Here is a 19,862-nt window from a genome sequence, read left to right on the forward strand (position 1 = left end):
CAGAGGAAAAACCACTAGCTGAAGCATACAGGATGGGCCTGTACCCGCGGAAAGCGCACACAAAAAAATGCCAACAAATCCGGAGACTTTATTGGCACTTTGAACCAATACAAAGTTATATCGGTTTTTATTAATTTAATTTAATACTGCGTCATCTACGATAACTTCTACATTTGAATGTTGGTGCAATATTGAAGCAGGAAGTGATTCTGACACTTTACCATCCATTAATTGTTGGATTGCTTCTTTTTTATTACTTCCAAAAGCTATCAGAATAATGCGTTTCGCACTCATAATAGATGCTAAGCCCATTGAAATAGCTTGTTTAGGTACATCTTCAATATGATCGAAGTGTTGACTGTTTGCTTTGATTGTTGAATCCGTCAAATTCACTACTCGTGTTTCACTTTCAAATGATGAAAATGGCTCATTAAACCCAATATGTCCGTTTTCACCGATACCTAAAATTTGAATGTCTGCTGGCCCTGCGTCTTGTATACATCGTTCATAAGCTATGCATTCTGTTCCTACATCTTCAGCATCACCTTTAGGTAAATGAATATTGTCCTCGTTCCAAGTACGATTATGTTTGAATAAATTCTCTTTCATATAAGTATGGTAACTTTGTTCGTGATCTGCGGCTAACCCAACATACTCATCTAAATTAAATGTCACCACTTCATTTAATTCTGTGTGATTAATATTAATTAATTCTGCTAAGTATTTATAGATATCAATCATTGTACTTCCCGTAGCAAGACCTAAGACTGCACTAGGTTGCGAATTTATTTGTTTTAAAAGCTCTATAGCAACATATTGACTCGCTGTTGTGCGATCTTTCAAATTTATAACGTTCATATTTCTACCCCATTCTTTCTAATATCACTATATATTTTAATAATTAACATTTAATAACCTATATTACATAATTATCTATTTTTTATCAAATTAATATAAAATGAATCTCGCATACAATACCATTATACGCCTGTTTATGACTGTTCACTATCTAATAGTTCTTCCACTTCATTTTTAATCGTAGTGACATGGGGCCCATAAACAATTTGAACGCCATTCCCCTTCTGAATCACGCCTCTTGCTTCGGTCGACTCTAATACTTTTCTATCAACCTCTTTATCAGTCTTTAAAGTAACTCTTAATCTTGTTGCGCAACAATCAACGACATCAATATGCTCTTTACCACCAAGACCTTGAATAATCGTTTTAGCACGATCAGTTGCTTCTACTGTTTCAGCCGCTTCTCCTTCTTCACGTCCAGGTGTTTTGAAATTAAATTTCGTTATACAAAATCTGAATATAATATAATAAAGGAAAAACCAAACGATACCTATTGGAATTACCCATAAGAAATTCGTCTTAGCGTTGCCCTGCAATATTCCAAATAATAGGTAATCAATGAAGCCACCACTAAACGTTTGCCCAATCGTAATATTAAATATGTCTGCGAGCATAAATGCTAAACCATCTAAAAAGGCATGTATTACGTAAAGTACCGGTGCTACAAATAAGAAACTGAATTCTAATGGTTCTGTAATTCCTGTTAAAAATGATGTTAATGCTGCAGATAACATTAATCCGCCAACGACTTTTTTACGTTCTGGTTTTGCAGTATGGTAAATTGCCAATGCTGCACCACATAAACCAAACATCATAGTAATAAATCTACCTGACATATATCTTGATACACCTGAATAATATTTAGTAACATCAGGATCACCCAATTGAGCAAAAAAGATATTTTGTGTACCTTGTACAATATGCCCTTTCACTTCTAAAGTACCACCTAGAGCTGTCTGCCAAAATGGTAAGTAAAAAATATGATGTAAACCAAATGGTCCCAAAAGCCTTAAAATAAAACCAAAGAAAAATGTACCAATCACTCCTGTTTTATCTACAAGTCCTCCAACACCAAATATCCACCCTTGAACAGTTGGCCAAATAAAGAACATCACGACGCCTAATATAATAGATCCTAATGCTGTGATAATCGGTACAAAACGCGAACCTCCAAAGAAGCCTAAATAGGTTGGCAAGACTATTTTGTGGAACTTATTATGTAAAAGCGCTGTCATGATACCGGTTATAATACCACCAAATACGCCTGTTTCCACTGTTTGTATTCCAAGAACTGTACTTTGCCCTACTTTAGCTAAATTACCATCTGCTAATGTATCTGTAATAATTAGCAAACCATTCATTGAAGCATTCATAATGAGGAACCCTAACATGGCAGCTAAACCTGCTGTTCCTTTATCACTTTTGGCTAAGCCAATCGCAACACCTACTGCAAAAATGATAGGTAAATTTTGAAAGACAATATTACCTGCAGATGACATCAATATAAATATATTTTGTAATAGTTCAATATCCAATAAAGGATATGCTTTGATTGTATTTGGATTACTTAATGCGCCACCAATACCTAACAATAAACCTGCAGCTGGTAAAATCGCAATAGGTAACATAAAGGACTTTCCAAACTGTTGCGCTTTCTCAAATAGCTTACTCATAATTGATTAACCTCCTAATTACCATAAATATACAAGCAAAGAAAATGATAATCAATATAATTCATCATTATGAAAAAAATTTTCAAAGGATATAGCTCGTTTTATGTAAGCCCTTTATTATAAATCATGATTCATTCATTTAAATAGCAGTTCTCTTTATTCATGAAGTAATATGTTTGATCCATTAGGTTACTTCTACAACCCACGTAGTCCTATTAAAAGATTCAGAGCAGTCTTTTGGCCCAGTTTTGCGGTAAATCGTACTAGCTGGAGACTAAATTATATGACTTCAGAAAGCGTGCAAAAAATAGGAAGAGTCAGAAATCAAAATTTAAAATTTGATTTTTGACCCTCCTTACAAGACTGACTAGACAACAGAATCATATCGGCTAGAGCGCTATAACAATTGAGTCTAAGTCATGTATTCTCTCTCTCACTATAAAATACACGCTGAAGTTCATCATTCACCCTTATTTAAAATATATCTCCTAGTGTCACTGCCATAATTGCTTTTATAGAATGTAATCTATTTTCAGCTTGATCAAATATCACAGCGTGCTCACCTTGAAATACATCGTCCGTGATTTCCATTTCAGATAAACCATATTTTTCATAAATCTGTTGTCCTACTTCAGTGTTTGAATCGTGAAATGCTGGTAAACAATGTAAGACGATTGCATTAGGATTCATCGTATTCAATAACATTGATTCATTCACTTGGTAAGGTAATAATTCATTAATACGCGTTTCCAAAACAGATTGGTCTTCACCCATTGATAACCATACATCTGTATAGATAGCATCTGTTTGATAAATTGCTGTATTCACATCATCAGTAATTAAAATTACACTCTGAGATTGTGCAGCATAACCCTTAGCTAACTTTTGAATTGCTTCATCAGGTTGTAAAAATTTGGGTGCAGCAATATGTACGTTAACGCCTAATATAGCTCCAGTGATAAGTAAATCATGTGCTACATTATTTCTAGCATCCCCTACATAAGTTAATGTTTTGCCTTCTAGAGTTCCCCAATTTTCTTTTAACGTAAAGAAATCTGCAATCATTTGCGTTGGATGCCACTCATTCGTTAAGCCATTCCAAACTGGTACATTAGCATTTTCAGCTAAAGATTCTATATCTTTTTGATGGTAACCTCTAAACTCAATGCCATCATACATGCTACCTAATACTTTTGCAGTATCAGCTGTAGATTCTTTCACACCTAAGTGAATATCTCCTTGGCCAAAATACTCTGGATAAGCGCCCAAATCATACGCGGCAACACTAAATGCTGAACGTGTTCTTGTAGAGGGTTTTTCAAAGAGTAACGCTAAATTCTTTCCTTTTAAGTAAGGATGAGGGATCCCACGTTTTTTCTTTTCCTTTAACTCTCCAGTAAAATCTATCAATGTATTCAATTCTTCTGCTGAAAAATCGCACGTTTTCAAAAAGTGTTCCCCTTTAAAAACTTGTAACTTATTTAAAGCTGTTGTGTTCAACCCCATTTTCATCACTCCAATATTTTTATAAGATTTATATACATAATATACGTAATTAACACATAAAACAAGTATAAATATACTTAACACTGTATATTATTAAATTTTAATTCAAAATATTATCTCTTATCATTTGATAAACATCACTAATTCAAACGAATTAATTTAACATTTATGCAATTTTCCAAAACATTTATGCACTGTGAATTTTTAATACATAGCACTTGTGAAATTTGTTTTTTGAGTTATGCATGAATACACATTTTACTATTTTTTGTACTACAATAACGTTGAAATACTTAATTGACGGAGGTGATTTGTTCTGTTAAATGAAATTGTAGCTGTAATCAAACAAATCGTTGTACAATTTGTTTCTGGCAGTTTCTAAGAAAAACAAACCATTCATTTACACTCCGTTTCAAAACTATTGCATAATTACTTTATAAAGTAATAGAGTCCCATTCTAATTTCCAAAATAGAATGGGACTCTTTTAATAATAAATATTTATTTTTTACTACATGTTTTTACGATTACGTTGCTTCTTTCTTACTAATTTTCGCACGCTCTTCAGGCGTTTTTAAGAAGCGTGTCATAATTGCACTTGCTACATATAATCCGAAAATTAAGTACATCATGCCTTTTACGCCAATACTATCGTAGAATAACGCTACTAACCCAGGTCCAGCAAATACACATAACCCTGCACCTAAGTTTAGTATAGCCATCGCTGGCCCTTTGTCACCATCACCTACAAGCGAAGGTACAAGCGCAGAAATTGGAACAAATCCTGCTAGACACATGCCCCATAAAAACCCTACAGTACCTATAACAAATACATTACCTGTAAATAATTCTGGTACAAAATATAATCCTAATGTGAATACGGCACAACCAATGCCACCGATGTATGAAATTGTATTTTTCCAACCAATCTTGTCACTCAAAGCACCGAATATTAAATTAAATATAATATTTGCGATAAAAATTGTTCCCCATATATTGAGCCAAGTCGTTGTTGCAATACCTTTGGATGCTAAATATATCGGCAAGAACAATGGAAATGCATATTGTGCTGCTTGATTAATAATTCTTACGATACATGCCACTGCGACACGAGGTTCTCTTCTTAATATCGTAATTCCAGCGCCCATTTCTTTTACATGTTCTTTAACGCTATGCCCTTTTTCTTCTATTTCAAATTGATCTCTGTTTACAAATACTGCTAAAAATGTTCCAATAAGCACCCATATAATGGCTGTCCATAAAGTGAACACATGACCAAACCATTGAATTGCGAAAGAAGAATAGAACGAACCAAGCACACTTAAACCACCTGTAAATACAAACCAGAACCAACCTACAGCAGCACCTAATCGTTTTTGAGGTGAACGGTAAGCGACCCACACTAAAAATGAATAAGCAAACAACGGATAACCAAATCCTCGAATGGCATACGACGGAATCATTAATTCATAATTCATTGTAGGTATTGCAAATCCTACGAATATACTATGGCCAATAATATACAACCCTGTGCCTAATAACATAACTTTACGCGGTCCAATAATTTCGACCAAGACGCCTGAAAACCAAGATCCAATTGCAATCGTCACACCATAACAAGTCGTTAAAATTGCAGTTTGTTGAACGGATAGACCGTGATCATGAAGATAAGGACTTATCCAAGCAAGTTCTAATCCATCACCCATCATAAAGATTAATACGCCGATGTATCCCCATAATAAGGTTGGTGGCATACCCATTCTCGATAATTTTTCATTCATATTTAACACACCCCTATGTAATTAAATTGATAACTTATGGCTACTTATACAATTACAAAATATACTAAAAACCTGAGTGATAAAAATAAAATTCAGTTGCTACCTTTCATATTTAACCTTTAGGAAAACGCTTTCAAATATTATCTTCATATTATTGTATTTTTTCTAATAACGCAAATTTATTTTTGTTTTCTTTCGTTTTCTTTCGATTAATGATTATTTATAGATAATTTTAGTATAATTGGCTCTTCTATAGAAGTTTATTAAATAAACACAGATTTTTTTGATACTTTTAATAATTTATTTAAGTTATATATTAATTACAGAAGATTGATTTTTATTTTGAAAACGTTTACAATAATTATGATTTAATCATCATATGACTGGATGATATTAATTTTGTAAGTTAGGGGTTAAAATATATGCTGTTATTAATTGCTTTAAGTGCAGTAATTGTACCGTTTATCTTTTTAGTGCTACTTCGTATGTCAGCTTTAAAAGGTATGATAATCAGTGCAATTGTTGTTACGTTATTGGGAATATTTGTTTGGGGTATGAAAGGTAATGTGGTAATTGCTTCATTATTACAAGGTACACATAAAACGTTTACGATTCTATATATCTTATTCGGTGCACTTGTATTACTTAATACATTACGACAAACTGGGGCTGTAAATCGTATTAATGCAGGCTTCCAGAAAATATCTGGAGATATGCGTGTCCAAGTGATTATCGTCGCATTCTTATTTGGTTCACTAATTGAAGGTGCATCTGGGTTTGGTACACCTGCAATGGTTACAGCACCATTAATGGTAGCTTTAGGTTTCAGACCAATGATTGCTGTAGTATCTGCATTAATCGCAGATAGCATTGCCGTATCATTCGGTGCGGTTGGTACGCCTGTGCTTGTAGGATTGAGTACATTGAAAGATGCTGACAGTGCATTCTTCCAATCTACTGCTGAACGTATTACTACATTAGATTTATTAAGTGGTATTTTCATTCCAATTATTGTAATCATTACTTTAGTTGTTTTCTTTGGTAAGAAAAACAAATTGAAATCCATACTTGAAATGTTACCGTGGCTTGCTTTAATTGGCATTGTTTATGCTGGATCAGCATTTGCCTATGCATTTTTATTTGGCGCAGAGTTCGTTGCAATTTTAGGTTCACTAACTGGTCTTATAGTAGCAGTTGTAACTGCAAGTAAAGGTTGGTTATTGCCTAAGACTGAGTGGAAAGATGGATTAGATGACTCATACATAGCAGATGAATCTGAGCACTCAATGAGTTTACTTACTGCCTGGGCACCGTATTTAATGGTAGTTGTCTTATTACTACTAACAAGAACGGTACCGTTTATTAAAGATTTCACAACAAATGTTTTAGATCTAACTTGGACTAATATAATGAATTTTGAAGAGATTTCATCAGAATGGCAAATATTATATTCACCCGGAACTATCTTAATACTATCCGCAATATTTGCGATACTCATTCAGAAAAAACCATTTAAAGATATAGCTAAAGCTAGTGCAGAATCCTTGAGTACGATAAAAATAACTGGTATTACGCTTATTGCGACACTCGCAATGGTTCATGTGTTCATTAACTCTGGTATGAATACTAATGACTTAATTAGTATGCCTGAATATATAGCTAATGCTATGTCAAAATATTTAGGTCCAATTTGGTTATTTGTTGCTCCGTTCTTAGGTGCCTTAGGTTCCTTTATTACAGGAAGCGCAACAGTATCAACACTTACGTTCTCACCAATTCAAATGAATATCGCAAACGCAATTGGTGCTGAGCCATTTACTGTATTAGCTGCACAAGTTATTGGTGGCGCTGCAGGTAATATGATTTGTGTTCATAATGTTGTTGCAGTGTGTGCCGTGGTAAATATGCCAGGTGAAGAAGGTAGCGTAATTAGAAAAACACTAGCGCCTGCCCTCCTATATTGTGCACTCGCTGGTATTAGTGCATATATCTTCACACTATTTTTCTTCTAATTTATTTAGAACTTAATAAATAAAACAGACTAAGTGCTAAGCAAAGCATTTAGTCTGTTTTTATATATTCTTTTTTAATGCTACAAATTCCATAAATTTATTCACTGATAAAACTTATAATTTTATCATTACTTTAGATGAAAATTTTGAATTTCTAGCAATTTCAAACGCTTCTTTAAAGTCTTCAATACTATAAGTCTGTGTGACCACATTCTCTATTTTTTCATTTTCATCTAAAACTTTTAATGCGTCTTCTATCTCACTATTAAATCTATAACAACCTCGATATGTTACTTGTTTTACATTGATTGTCCCTATATTAATAGAAGCTTTTTCATTTTCTATATTACCTACCTGAATGATTGTTCCTCCAATATTAACAGCTTTAAAAGCTGTTGTTACAGCTGGTGTTGCACCTGAACATTCTAATACCACATCATAATAATCTGCTGGTACATCTTTATCTTTTATATTCAGTGTATCAATCTCCCCTAAGTCTTTAGCACGTTCCAGAGGTTCATTTAACATATCTGTAATCGTTACACTTTCTGCACCTACAGTATAAGCTGCACCTGCCGCAAGCAAACCAATGGGTCCTCCTCCAGAAACAAGTACTCTTTTTCCTTTAACACCTCCGGCCAAGTTAATTGCATGCATTCCTACACTTAGTGGTTCAGCTAATGCACCGCTCTTTAAAGATACATTTTGAGGTAATGGTAGTATTTGTGCTTTATCTACTATCATTTTTTCAACCATGGCACCTTGTTTATGTGGTAAATATCTTGCTGATCCTAAGTATGAACCGTTTGGCCAAACCTCTGGATTATGAGGCAAACGTTCAATTTCCTCACCGTAAGTTGCTGGATGCACAGTTATTTTAGTGCCTTCAGGCAATGTTTGTCCTTTGTACTTCATTTCTTCAAGTAGGATACCACTTAATTCATGACCAGGTATTAATGGTTCTCGTATCACTGCTGCTCCACTTATACCTTCAGATAAATAATGTAAATCCGAACCACAGATACCTACATATTTCACTTCAATTAACACTTTATCTTGATTAATATTTTCATTAATTGCATCAATATCACGTATGACAATATCCTCTTTACCATTTATATATACAGCTTTCATTTTTTACATACTCCTCTCCTGCTAAACAATCATATTTAAAATTAAAACAAACACTAATCCACACACGGATATAGCGGTTTCTAATAACGACCAAGTTAAAAATGTTTCCTTTATCGTTAAACCAAAGTACTCTTTAAAAATCCAAAAACCAGTGTCATTAACATGTGAAAAAATAATACTACCTGCACCAATAGCTAAAGTTACTAATGCTAAGTTAGCATCTGTCGCTTGTAGTAGCGGTAAGACGATTCCTGTAGTTGATATAGCGGCAACCGTTGCTGAACCTTGCGCAATACGTAGTAATGACGAAACAATCCACGCTAAGAGTATTGGAGACATACTCGAACCAACAAACATGTGCTCAATTGTTTTCCCAACACCGCCATCGATTAATATTTCTTTAAATGAACCACCTGCCCCTAAGATAAGTAACATCATCCCAATAGGAATAATTCCAGATTTTGCACTTTCCATAATCTCATTCATATTTCTATTCCGGCGTACACCCATTGAATATATTGCAAAAAGTAATGATATTAGCATTGCAATTGGTGCATTACCGATAAAGTAAGTAATACTTTCAAACTGATTTGTCGCACTATCTTGGTGTCCTGTAACCATTTGGACAATTGTCGCAAATAACATCAAAATAACAGGTAATAATGCAGTAAGTACACTAATGCCAAATCCTGGACGATATTTTTCTTCAATAGATACCTGAGAAATTATATTTGTCATATCTACTTTTTTAGTGAACGCACTTGGTGATAATTTAGGTAACATTTTCACAAGCAAACCACCAACAATAGCAACTGTAGGTATGGCTATAATCATGCCATAAAGTAGCACTTGCCCTAAGTTAGCATTTAATTCTTTTGCTATGACAACTGGTCCTGGATGAGGTGGTAAAAAGCCATGTGTCACTGATAATGCAATAGCCATTGGTATACCAATAGTCATATGTGATACGCCTAAACGCTTAGAAATTGTGAACGCTAATGGTATTAATAATACAAGCCCTACCTCAAAAAATAATGCAATACCAATAATAAATGACGCTAAAATCATCGCCCATTTGATATATTTCTCTCCAAATTTATCTATAAGTGTATCCGCAATTCTATTTGCTCCTCCTCCATCAGCAAGTAGTTTACCTAAAATTGCGCCTAAACCGAATATAATTGCTACACTTCCTAAAGTACTACCCATACCTGTTTCAACTGTTTCAACTATTTCATTTAATGGCATACCTAAGATAATACCAGTAAAAATGGATGTCACAATTAAAGATATAAATGCATTAATTTTAAATTTAATAATTAAAATTAATAGTACGATGACGCCTAATACAACACTGATTAATGGCCAAAATTCCCCAAACACATCAACACGCCCCTTTTATTATTAAAAACATATTCACTTACAAATATAAATTTTAAGTTTTATGTTTATTCCACATTATGAAATGGTATATCATATAAAGGAATTATTTATTAGTATAAAGTGCAAATGAAATCGCTGTCAATTAAAGGAGGAAGATTATGTCAAATGTCCAGTCTATCGATCGTGCATTAAATTTATTAGGATTAATATCTAAACATAGCCCGGTTTCACTTAATGAACTAGTTAAATTAAGCAATTTATCAAAAACAACAGTACACCGATTAGTAAAATCTCTCGTTGATAATCATTACGTAAAACAAAATTCTTTAACACATCAATACGAATTAACTTACAAATTATTTCAATTAGGTTATTCAAGTATTCAAAACATCGATTACTTAAACATTGCTAAAAGTTTAATTAGCAAATTATCTATAGAGGTATCCGAAACATGTCATTTAGTTCTCGAAGATAGCAATGAAATTTTATATATCGAAAAATTTATACCTAACAACACTGTCTATGCTATGGCCTCAAAAATAGGACAACGAGCACCAATGTATTCCACTGCTGTGGGGAAAGCTATTTTATCTACTTATAGTGATGAATCTATTCGAGCTGTGTGGGATAGTTCTAATATTGAAAGTTATACTGAACAAACCATTACGGATTTTGAAGTTCTTATGAAAGAAATAGAATCTATTCGTAATCAAGGCTATGCAGAAGATAATGAAGAAAATGAAAAAGGGATTTTTTGTGTTGGTACTTACTTTGTTAACTATAAGAATGAAGTTCAAGGTGCAATAAGCTTATCCTTTTCAACGTCTCAACTAAATAAAAAAGCATTTTTTATTGATAAGTTAAAATCAACTGCAAATGATATTTCAAAACACCTAGGATATTCAAAATATTAAAGTGTATTTTTACTTTATAACTTCGTTATATTATCATACTCTCTAATATTTTGATAAAGTACAATTAACTTATTAATTAAATTTATTTGCTAAGCTAAACAATGGGATTGGATGGGGATCTACAAATGAAATTTAAAAACGTTACGTTATTAACCTCTGAGTTGGAAGAAACTTTGCAGTTTTACGAAGAAATATTAGAGTGTCCTGTTCAAGTTATTGATCAAGATGCTTTTATTGTTCAAATTGGGGAAACTCAATTAAATTTTCAAAAATCTAAAGAAATCAATCAACCGTTTTATCACTTTGCAATAGACATTCCTTACAATCATTTTTATGATATGAAACAATACTATCAAAACATTTTATTTTTATTGATGGAAAATGGTCAACATACAACTTACTTTGAATCTTTCGTTGCACATTCACTTTATTTTAATGATCCTTCAGGTAATATCGTCGAACTCATTGCAAGGGTATCTAATATGACAGATGAGCCTGAATTTTCAAGAATTAGTGAAGTCGGATTTGTATGTAATGAGCTAGATGATGTATATCAAGCTTTAACCAATCAGCATCTTACAATACATGAAGGATGTTCATTTTCTCCAGACGCTTTAAATTTCATGTGCGATAAAAATGATGAGAGTTATATTTTATTAACACCTGAACATAAAAAATGGCTTTTTTCTGATAAAGCATCTACTGCATTCCCGATAGCTATTGAAACACAAGACTTCAAATTAACTTATGACGACAAACATCAATGGTCTTTAGTATCTTTATAAATTTATACATAAAAAGGATGGAAGCGAGACATTATTTATGTCACACACCCATCCTTTTTTATTCAAAATCTTATTCTCTGACTTGTGATTTGTCACTGACAAACTTTTTTAATGTTTTATCTAATCCTTCTTTTGCTTCTTGATCATAATCATAAGTGCCGTCTTCATTCGAAGTGATGTGTTTATCTAATATAAATCTACCTTTGTGAATTGTGTCCGCACCTAATTCTTTAATCACTGGGTCTAAACTATATTGAATTGCTAATACATGCGCAAAGGTTCCGCCTAATGCTAATGGCAATACTGTCTTACCTGTAAAAGCACCTCTTGGCAATAAATCTAAATACGTTTTAACAATGCCTGAATAAGCTGCTTTAAATACAGGAGATATGATAATAATACCATCTGCATTTTCTATTGTTTTATGCGTTTCATTAATAGACGCATTAGAAAAATCCGCTGTAATCAACGCTTCTGCGTCTAATTGATGAACGTGTACAACCTCTGTATCAATACCTTCATCTTCTAGATATTTTTCAGCATACTCAACAATACCTGTTAACCGAGATTGTAATTTATTTCCACCTGCAATGATTGCTACACTACCCATCTATAATGTCCCCCTTTATTTATTCAAACTGCTTGTATTTTCTCAGACACATGACAGACGCTCAATTTTCAAAAAACAAATATGCTATTATTGTGGCCTTTGTCTCTATCGAATTTAATTTTCTGCTGTACTATAACGATATTGCTTATTTAATTGCGGTTTATATTGTGAACCTGGATGAGTAGAGCTTAAATACTTTTTACCTTTACCAAATATATTTTCTCTAAGTGTTGTATTTTCTTCAGCATAATCTTTACGATAAACACCACGTTCTTGTAATATTGGAACAACTTTTTCTATGAAATCTTCATATGAATTCGGTATTGTTCCATACGCAATATTAAATCCATCTACATCAGAAACTTCAACCCAATGCTCTATTTCATCAGCAATTTGCGTAGGTGTACCGACAAAGCGGACTGAGCCAATACCCAAGCCATGATGCTTAATTGCTTCTTTCAACGTCCATTTACGTGTTGGATCTTTCGCATAAATATCTAACAAGCTTTGAATCGCATCTGTTTCAATATCTACTAAATATTGCTCTGGATCAAATTGAGAAAAGTCTATGCCTGTGTGTCCGCTTAATAAAGCAGCAGTTCCTTCATAAGTGATATGTTGGATTAACTCTTGATGTAATTGTTCTGCTTCTTCTACCGTATCACCAATAACAGGAACAATCATAGTAAATACCTTTAAATCTTCTTTGTTTCTGCCTTGTTGTGTTGCTCTAGAGCGAATGTCAGTTACATCATTAGCCAAGCCTTGAAGTGAGTGGTTCACGACAAAGATTGCTTCTGCATGCTTACCTGCGAAGTTACGCCCTTTATCTGAAGCACCTGCTTGGAATAATACTGGTGTACGTTGTGGAGATGGCTCTACAATATGTGGTCCAGGGATATTAAAGAAACGCCCTCTGTGATTAATTAAATGTACTTTATCAGGATCTGCATACGTGTTGGTAGATTTATCTTTTACGACTGCATCATCTTCCCAACTGCTTTCCCACAATTTATACGTTACATCCAAAAATTCATCTGCACGATCGTATCTTGTTTCTTTAGGCATACGTTCTGTTAATCCTAAATTTTCTGCTTCACTTCCTAGATAAGATGTCACAACGTTCCAACCAATACGGCCGTGTGTTAAATGATCTAATGTAGAAAATTTTCTCGCAATATCATATGGTTGAAAATAAGTCGTAGATACAGTGGGTGTAAATCCTACGTGTTCTGTTGCTTGCGCCATAGCAGAGATCACTAATAAAGGGTCATGATCTGGGACTTGAACGGCATGTTGTACAGCTGTTTTATAATCATTGCCATATTCACTATATGTTCCTAATACATCAGCGATAAATAGTGAATCGAACTTTCCTTTTTCAAAAAGCTTGGCAAGCTTCACCCAATAATCGATGGTGCCATGTTGTGCTCCTTCATGTTTATCATGTTTCCAAAGACCAATTGCATGGGGTGCTGGTGAGTTCTGAATAAAGCCATTGAAATGTATTTGTTTTTTCCCCATTGTTATTACCTCCTATGAGTTTAAGTAATGCCTACGCTTATATTTCATGGTTGCGCTGTCATTTTTATATTAATTCAATATATTTAATCGGATATTAGTTGAAAATTATTTTTCAATTGTACTCAAATCTCCAGCTGGCAAATCTAATTCCCATGCTTTTAAGACACGACGCATAATTTTACCAAAACTTGTTTTTGGTAATTTATCCATAAAATCAATTTCTCTTGGGGCGGCATGTGCAGCTAAACCCGTCTTAACAAATTGTCTTATTTCAACTTTGAGTTCGTCTGTTTTTTCTATACCTTCACGCAATGTGACATACGCTTTGATAATTTCGCCTCTTACTTCATCAGGGATGCCAATAACACCTGCCTCAGCAATCGCTGGATGTTCTACAAGTTTAGATTCAACTTCAAACGGCCCTACTCTTTCGCCTGATGTCATAATCACATCATCTACTCTACTTTTGAAGAAAAAGTAATTGTCTTCATCACGATATGCTGAATCCCCAGAAATATACCAACCATTCACAAAATACGAATTGAATTTTTCTTCGTTTTTCCAAATTTCTCTCATCATAGAAGGCCACCCTGCTTTTAACGCTAAATTACCTAATGTATTAGGAGGTACTTCATTTCCTTCATCATCGACAATACTTGCAGTAATGCCCGGTAATGGTTTACCCATAGAACCTAATTTAATTGTCTGACTTGGATAATTAACAATCATTAATCCACCCGTTTCTGTCATCCACCAAGTATCTAGTATACGTCTGCCATATACTTCATTGCCCCAACGAATCACTTCTGGGTTTAAAGGTTCACCGACTGACAAGATACTTCTTAACGTTGACAAATCATATTGCTTAGTGAATGTCTCTCCTTTACTCATCAACATACGTAAGGCTGTAGGTGCGGTATACCATAATGTGACCTTATATTTTTCTATCATTTCATACCATAACTCCGGAGAGAATCTTCCACCTATGACACAATTCGTCACGCCGTGAAGCCATGGACTAAAAATGCCATAGGATGAACCTGTTACCCATGCTGGATCTCCTGTACACCAATAAATATCATCTTCCTGTAAATCTAGTACATATTTTCCTGTAATGTAATGCACAATCATCGCATCCTGTGCATGTAATACTCCTTTAGGTTGTCCAGTTGAACCAGACGTATAGTGCAGCACAAGTGGATCTTCACGATTTAGCCATTCAATGTCGAAGCTATCACTCGCATGCTTGAACGCTTTATGAAAATTAACATGTTCTGACGATACATTTTCACCCACTACTATAATCGTTTCTAAGTCTGGTAATTTTGAGTAAGGTACACGAGGTAATAAATCTTCAGTAGTAACTAAGACTTTAGCGTCTGCATTACTTAAACGTTCTTCTACTGCTTGATCCATAAATGCTTCGAATAATGGTCCACATATTGCTCCAGTTTTTAAAATACCTAAGAATGAAAAATAAAGTTCTGGCATCCTAGGCATATACACAAACACTCTATCGCCTTTTTCTACGTTAGCTTCTGTCTTTAATAGATTCGCTACTTTATTTGAAGCTAGCTTTAAATCTTCGAAAGTAAAAGATGCTTCTTGTGCACTATCTTTGTAATTCAAGGCAATTTTTTGCCCTTTACCGTTATCTACGTGACGGTCTATACATTCATATGCCATATTTACTTTTCCTGTTTCATACCAAGAAAATGCTTTTTCTGCTCCTTTCCAATCAAAGTTATTATATGTATGTTCATAATCTTGAAGATTAAAGTTTCCTTTTTCACCTTTTAATATTTCAGTTGTCATGTGTATGCCTCCTATAAAGATTTAAAAATCATTATAGATGGAACTTTCTGAATATTCAACCTATCATTTAACAATTCCGATACTTTTAGTATGATTTAAACCTTTGAAACTTAGAGCCACATGTCTTAGAAGTTTTACAAATAATTTTAAATATTTTTTAATTGTCCCACAATTTCATTTTAATTCATTACAATCGAAAGCGCATTCATTATTTATTTGATTATAATTGCTTTGTTGTGACAATTGGTAAGGGAAATAATTACCGCGCTAGTTTAAATTTTATAATTGACGAGGATAAATATAGCATTATCACCTCAAGGGATATAGAAGCCTATTAAGAAGTTATTTGAGTCTAATGGATGTATTTAGGTTTGTTTAGACAAACTGAGGTTAATGGATGCTTATTTAGCATCGTAATGAATGATTGAACTTATATTTTTATAAATGGCAACGATTTGGGTCGACTTCTGAGTGGAAGTACTAGTCAAATACTATAGGCTGATGTTGTTATCGTGGAAATCATGCACAACAATACCAACAAAGTAGGAGACTTTTCTGTCCCACTTCGTCTAAGCTGCCTTAAAATGGCATACAAGAGCTGAAGCTCTTCGATACGAACTACTTACCTTTATAAATGAAGTAGTAGTTCTTTAAAATCTTGATATAAGCGCATTTTCAATTCAGTCCGCCATTGCCAATATAATAATTGAGACTGAGACATGTAATTATGCCCCAGCCTCAATTTAATTATATTGTCAGTCATACTATTGTTGGATGGTTGTACCAACGTTTTGACCACTTTGTAATTTTTTAATAATATGTGATTCATTACCTGCAGCAATGACTACTTTTTCACAGCCTGATTCAATCGCTTGAATCGCATCTTGAACTTTAGGAATCATACCGCCATATATTGACGCTTGATCGATATAGTGATTGATACGTTCAGCATTCAATGTAGCTTGCACTTGTTCATCAATGATTACACCAGGAATATCACTTAATAAATAAATTGGCGCCTGTAAAAATTGTGCGATTTTATATGCTAATGTATCTGCATTAATATTATACAGTTGCCCTGTGCTTCTATGTTGACCTATAGATGCAATGACTGGTACAAATTGTTCTGTTAATAAAGCAAGTACAGAAGTATCTACATCTGTAGGTTCACCGACATAACCATATTTATCATCTAATGGGATGACGTCAAATAATTTTGCATCTATTCCATTTATGCCAATACTTTGAATATCTGATTTATTAATTTTGCTAACAAGCGTTGGATTGACTGATCCAATTAATGTCTGACTTGTTACTTCAAGTACTTCCCGCGTTGTGACTCTCAAGCCATCTTTAAATTGTGTAGGTACACCTTGTTGCTCCAAAGCTCCGTTAATAAAAGGTCCACCGCCATGTACAATGATGGGTTTAAAGCCTTGTTGTCTTAAATGTGCAATGTCTTCTATTGTTGAATCGTGTAGATTTGTCAGAGTGCTTCCACCTATTTTAATTACAATATAACTCATTTGTCACACTCCTTAGGTTCTATATGAAGCATTAATACGTACATATTCATATGATAGGTCACAACCATATGCTGACGCCGCGCCTTCACCATTACCAACTGATGCTTCAATATAAATGTTATCCGCTTCTAATTGTTTTTTTAAATGTAACTCATCAAATTCAACTGACATGCCATCTTCAACGACAGGCACATTACATAAAGAAACATTCGTTTGACTTGGTTCTATGTCTTCAGAAGCATAGCCCATTGCTGTAACAATTCTTCCAAAATTGGCATCTTCACCATGAATTGCTGTTTTCACAAGGCTTGATGAGACAATACTTTTAGCAATTTTTCTTGCTTCTGCAACGTCATTTGCGCCTTTAACTTTAGCTGTAACTAATTTTGTCGCCCCTTCACCATCTTTAGCTATTGATTTAGCAAGATATTGACTCACAAAATTTAATGCATATTCAAATTTTTCCCAATCTGGATGTAATGTATCTAGTTTATCATGGTTCGCTTGTCCATTCGCCAAGCCAATAACCATATCATTTGTACTAGAATCTCCATCAACTGTAATCATATTAAAAGAGTTATCAATCGTTTGTTTTAAACAATTGTCTAGCGTGTCCGCATCAATTTTGGCATCTGTAGTAATAAATGACAGCATCGTTGCCATATTCGGATGAATCATGCCTGAACCTTTAGCTGTTCCTCCAATTGTTACAGTTATATCATCAATTTCAACTTGCACAGATAAATGTTTAGTAAATGTGTCCGTTGTTAAAATAGCTTGATTGAAAAACTCACTTTGATTATATTGCTCTTTTAAAACGTTTTGTGTACCGTGTTGTATCTTATCCATAGGTAAAAACGATCCTATAACACCAGTAGATGCGACACCCACACTTTCTTTGGATAAGTTCAAATGCTCTGCTACCCATGCTTGTGTATCTTTGGCATCTTGTATACCTTTTTCACCAGTACATGAATTAGCATTTGCTGAATTCACTACAATCGCTTGTAATGATTGATTATTTTTAATTGTTTCTTCAGTGACTTTTAACGGCGCTGCTTTAAAACGGTTCAGCGTATAAGTTCCTGCCGCAGCAGCAGCTGTCGTAGAGTATATCCATCCAAAGTCTTTTTTCTTTCTTCTTAATCCAACATGCATGCCTCCAGCTATAAAACCTAATGGCGAACTTACATCTCCTTGCAAATCTATTTTCAATTGGTTGAGTGTATCTAACGTTTCAATATCTTTCATCTCATCTCACCTTTCTTTTTATATTACGGATATACAGGTAGTTGTGCTAACCCTGTTGCTTCATTCAATCCATACATTAAGTTTAAATTTTGTATTGCTTGTCCACTTGCACCTTTGACTAAATTATCAATAACAGAGACAATCACTGCTGTTTGGGTTTCTTCGTCAACATACATACCGATATCACAGTAATTACTACCATATACTTCTTTGGTTTTAGGATAATTACCTAAATCTCTAATACGTACAAATGGTTTACTATCATAATATCGTTTGAAAGTTGCATGTAAATCTTCGCTAGTACTTTGTTTATTTAACTTCACATATATCGTAGAGAGTATGCCACGTGTCATTGGTACTAAATGAGGGGTAAATACTACTTTTATAGCTTCATCTGCTAAGTGCGAGACATACTGTTCTATTTCAGGCTTATGTTTATGCTTACCAATCGCATAAGCACTTAAGTTTTCATTCATTTCAGCGTAATGGACGTGTTGTGCAAGTGACCTTCCAGCCCCTGAAACGCCTGTTTTGGCATCTATAATAATTGAGTCTTGTTGAATTAGTTTTTGGTCTATTAACGGATGTAACGCTAGTAATGTAGCAGTGGGAAAACAACCTGGATTAGCTATAAGTTGTGTATCGTTTTGATCTACTTCAGACCATTCTGCAATACTATAATTTGCATCATCTAATTGTTGTTGTGTCGCAGCTGCTTCACCATAAAATTGTTGGTAGACATCTCTATTAGTTAATCTGAAATCACCTGATAAATCGATGACTTTTATATTTTTCTCTACCAAATCAGGCGCTATATGTTTACTTACATTTGAAGGTGTAGCAAAGAACATCACATCACAATCAACTGTTTCAGTGTCTAAAGTCTCATAGTGATGTGTTAAATGAGTTAAGTGGGGAAATGTTTCTTTTATTGGTTCATCCGTTTTAGAATGTGAAAAGATATATTTAATTTTTACATTTGGATGGTGCTGTAATAACCGAATTAATTCGACTGCACCATAACCACTTCCTCCTACTATCCCAACTTCTATCATGACGTTCATCCCTTTCTGAATATTCAAACTTTTTTAA

The 19,862-nt window shown here is 33.9% G+C and carries 15 protein-coding genes; 3 read left to right on the plus strand and 12 right to left on the minus strand.

Annotated elements, in window-relative coordinates:
- Window positions 1-135 precede the first annotated feature (135 nt).
- The 4 genes from nagB to ACA31_RS11845 form a co-directional block, all read right to left on the minus strand.
- Complete coding sequence (nagB, locus tag ACA31_RS11830) at window positions 136-858, minus strand: glucosamine-6-phosphate deaminase (RefSeq protein WP_057513521.1); 723 nt, start codon at window positions 856-858, stop codon at window positions 136-138.
- Window positions 859-992: 134 nt separating this feature from the next.
- On the minus strand, window positions 993-2,531 hold the full coding sequence (locus ACA31_RS11835) for a PTS transporter subunit EIIC (RefSeq protein ID WP_057513522.1): 1,539 nt from the start codon (window positions 2,529-2,531) through the stop codon (window positions 993-995).
- 474 nt (window positions 2,532-3,005) lie between these two features.
- Window positions 3,006-4,037 carry an ornithine carbamoyltransferase gene (argF, locus tag ACA31_RS11840; RefSeq protein ID WP_057513523.1) on the minus strand — a complete coding sequence of 344 codons (1,032 nt, stop codon included), beginning with the start codon at window positions 4,035-4,037 and terminating at the stop codon, window positions 3,006-3,008.
- 525 nt (window positions 4,038-4,562) lie between these two features.
- Window positions 4,563-5,816: an MFS transporter gene (locus tag ACA31_RS11845; protein WP_057513524.1), complete on the minus strand. Its 1,254-nt coding sequence runs from the start codon at window positions 5,814-5,816 to the stop codon at window positions 4,563-4,565.
- Window positions 5,817-6,238: 422 nt separating this feature from the next.
- On the opposite strand from ACA31_RS11845, the gene ACA31_RS11850 reads away from it, so the two are divergent.
- Window positions 6,239-7,828 carry an L-lactate permease gene (locus tag ACA31_RS11850; RefSeq protein WP_057513525.1) on the plus strand — a complete coding sequence of 530 codons (1,590 nt, stop codon included), beginning with the start codon at window positions 6,239-6,241 and terminating at the stop codon, window positions 7,826-7,828.
- Window positions 7,829-7,942: 114 nt separating this feature from the next.
- On the opposite strand, the gene ACA31_RS11855 is transcribed toward ACA31_RS11850, so the two are convergent.
- Complete coding sequence (locus ACA31_RS11855; protein ID WP_057513526.1) at window positions 7,943-8,962, minus strand: zinc-binding dehydrogenase; 1,020 nt, start codon at window positions 8,960-8,962, stop codon at window positions 7,943-7,945.
- Between the two features lie 21 nt (window positions 8,963-8,983).
- Window positions 8,984-10,345 (minus strand): gluconate:H+ symporter, encoded by a 1,362-nt coding sequence (locus ACA31_RS11860; protein WP_057513527.1) that lies wholly within the window; start codon window positions 10,343-10,345, stop codon window positions 8,984-8,986.
- Window positions 10,346-10,503: 158 nt separating this feature from the next.
- Between ACA31_RS11860 and ACA31_RS11865 the strand changes: the two genes are divergently transcribed.
- Window positions 10,504-11,259: an IclR family transcriptional regulator gene (locus tag ACA31_RS11865; protein WP_172793176.1), complete on the plus strand. Its 756-nt coding sequence runs from the start codon at window positions 10,504-10,506 to the stop codon at window positions 11,257-11,259.
- A 125-nt stretch (window positions 11,260-11,384) separates the two neighbouring features.
- A complete protein-coding gene (locus ACA31_RS11870; protein ID WP_057513529.1) occupies window positions 11,385-12,044 on the plus strand; it encodes a hypothetical protein in 660 nt (219 codons plus the stop codon).
- A gap of 70 nt (window positions 12,045-12,114) precedes the next feature.
- Here ACA31_RS11870 and ssuE read toward each other — a convergent pair whose 3' ends face one another.
- The 6 genes from ssuE to argC all read right to left on the minus strand — a co-directional run bounded on the left by ssuE (window position 12,115) and on the right by argC (window position 19,825).
- Window positions 12,115-12,654: an NADPH-dependent FMN reductase gene (gene ssuE, locus ACA31_RS11875; RefSeq protein WP_057513530.1), complete on the minus strand. Its 540-nt coding sequence runs from the start codon at window positions 12,652-12,654 to the stop codon at window positions 12,115-12,117.
- A gap of 114 nt (window positions 12,655-12,768) precedes the next feature.
- The gene (locus ACA31_RS11880; RefSeq protein ID WP_057513531.1) at window positions 12,769-14,178 is read right to left on the minus strand and encodes an LLM class flavin-dependent oxidoreductase; all 1,410 of its coding nucleotides are present in this window, start codon (window positions 14,176-14,178) and stop codon (window positions 12,769-12,771) included.
- Window positions 14,179-14,283: 105 nt separating this feature from the next.
- On the minus strand, window positions 14,284-15,993 hold the full coding sequence (gene acsA, locus ACA31_RS11885) for an acetate--CoA ligase (protein WP_057513532.1): 1,710 nt from the start codon (window positions 15,991-15,993) through the stop codon (window positions 14,284-14,286).
- 764 nt (window positions 15,994-16,757) lie between these two features.
- Window positions 16,758-17,519 (minus strand): acetylglutamate kinase, encoded by a 762-nt coding sequence (argB, locus tag ACA31_RS11890; protein WP_057513533.1) that lies wholly within the window; start codon window positions 17,517-17,519, stop codon window positions 16,758-16,760.
- 12 nt (window positions 17,520-17,531) lie between these two features.
- Window positions 17,532-18,770, minus strand: a complete 1,239-nt coding sequence (gene argJ / locus ACA31_RS11895; RefSeq protein ID WP_057513534.1) for a bifunctional glutamate N-acetyltransferase/amino-acid acetyltransferase ArgJ — start codon at window positions 18,768-18,770, stop codon at window positions 17,532-17,534.
- A gap of 23 nt (window positions 18,771-18,793) precedes the next feature.
- Window positions 18,794-19,825, minus strand: a complete 1,032-nt coding sequence (argC, locus tag ACA31_RS11900) for an N-acetyl-gamma-glutamyl-phosphate reductase (RefSeq protein WP_057513535.1) — start codon at window positions 19,823-19,825, stop codon at window positions 18,794-18,796.
- Between the last annotated feature and the right edge of the window lie 37 nt (window positions 19,826-19,862).

Origin of the sequence: Staphylococcus sp. NAM3COL9 (assembly GCF_001431205.1) — a bacterium.
Classification (GTDB): Bacteria; Bacillota; Bacilli; order Staphylococcales; family Staphylococcaceae; genus Staphylococcus.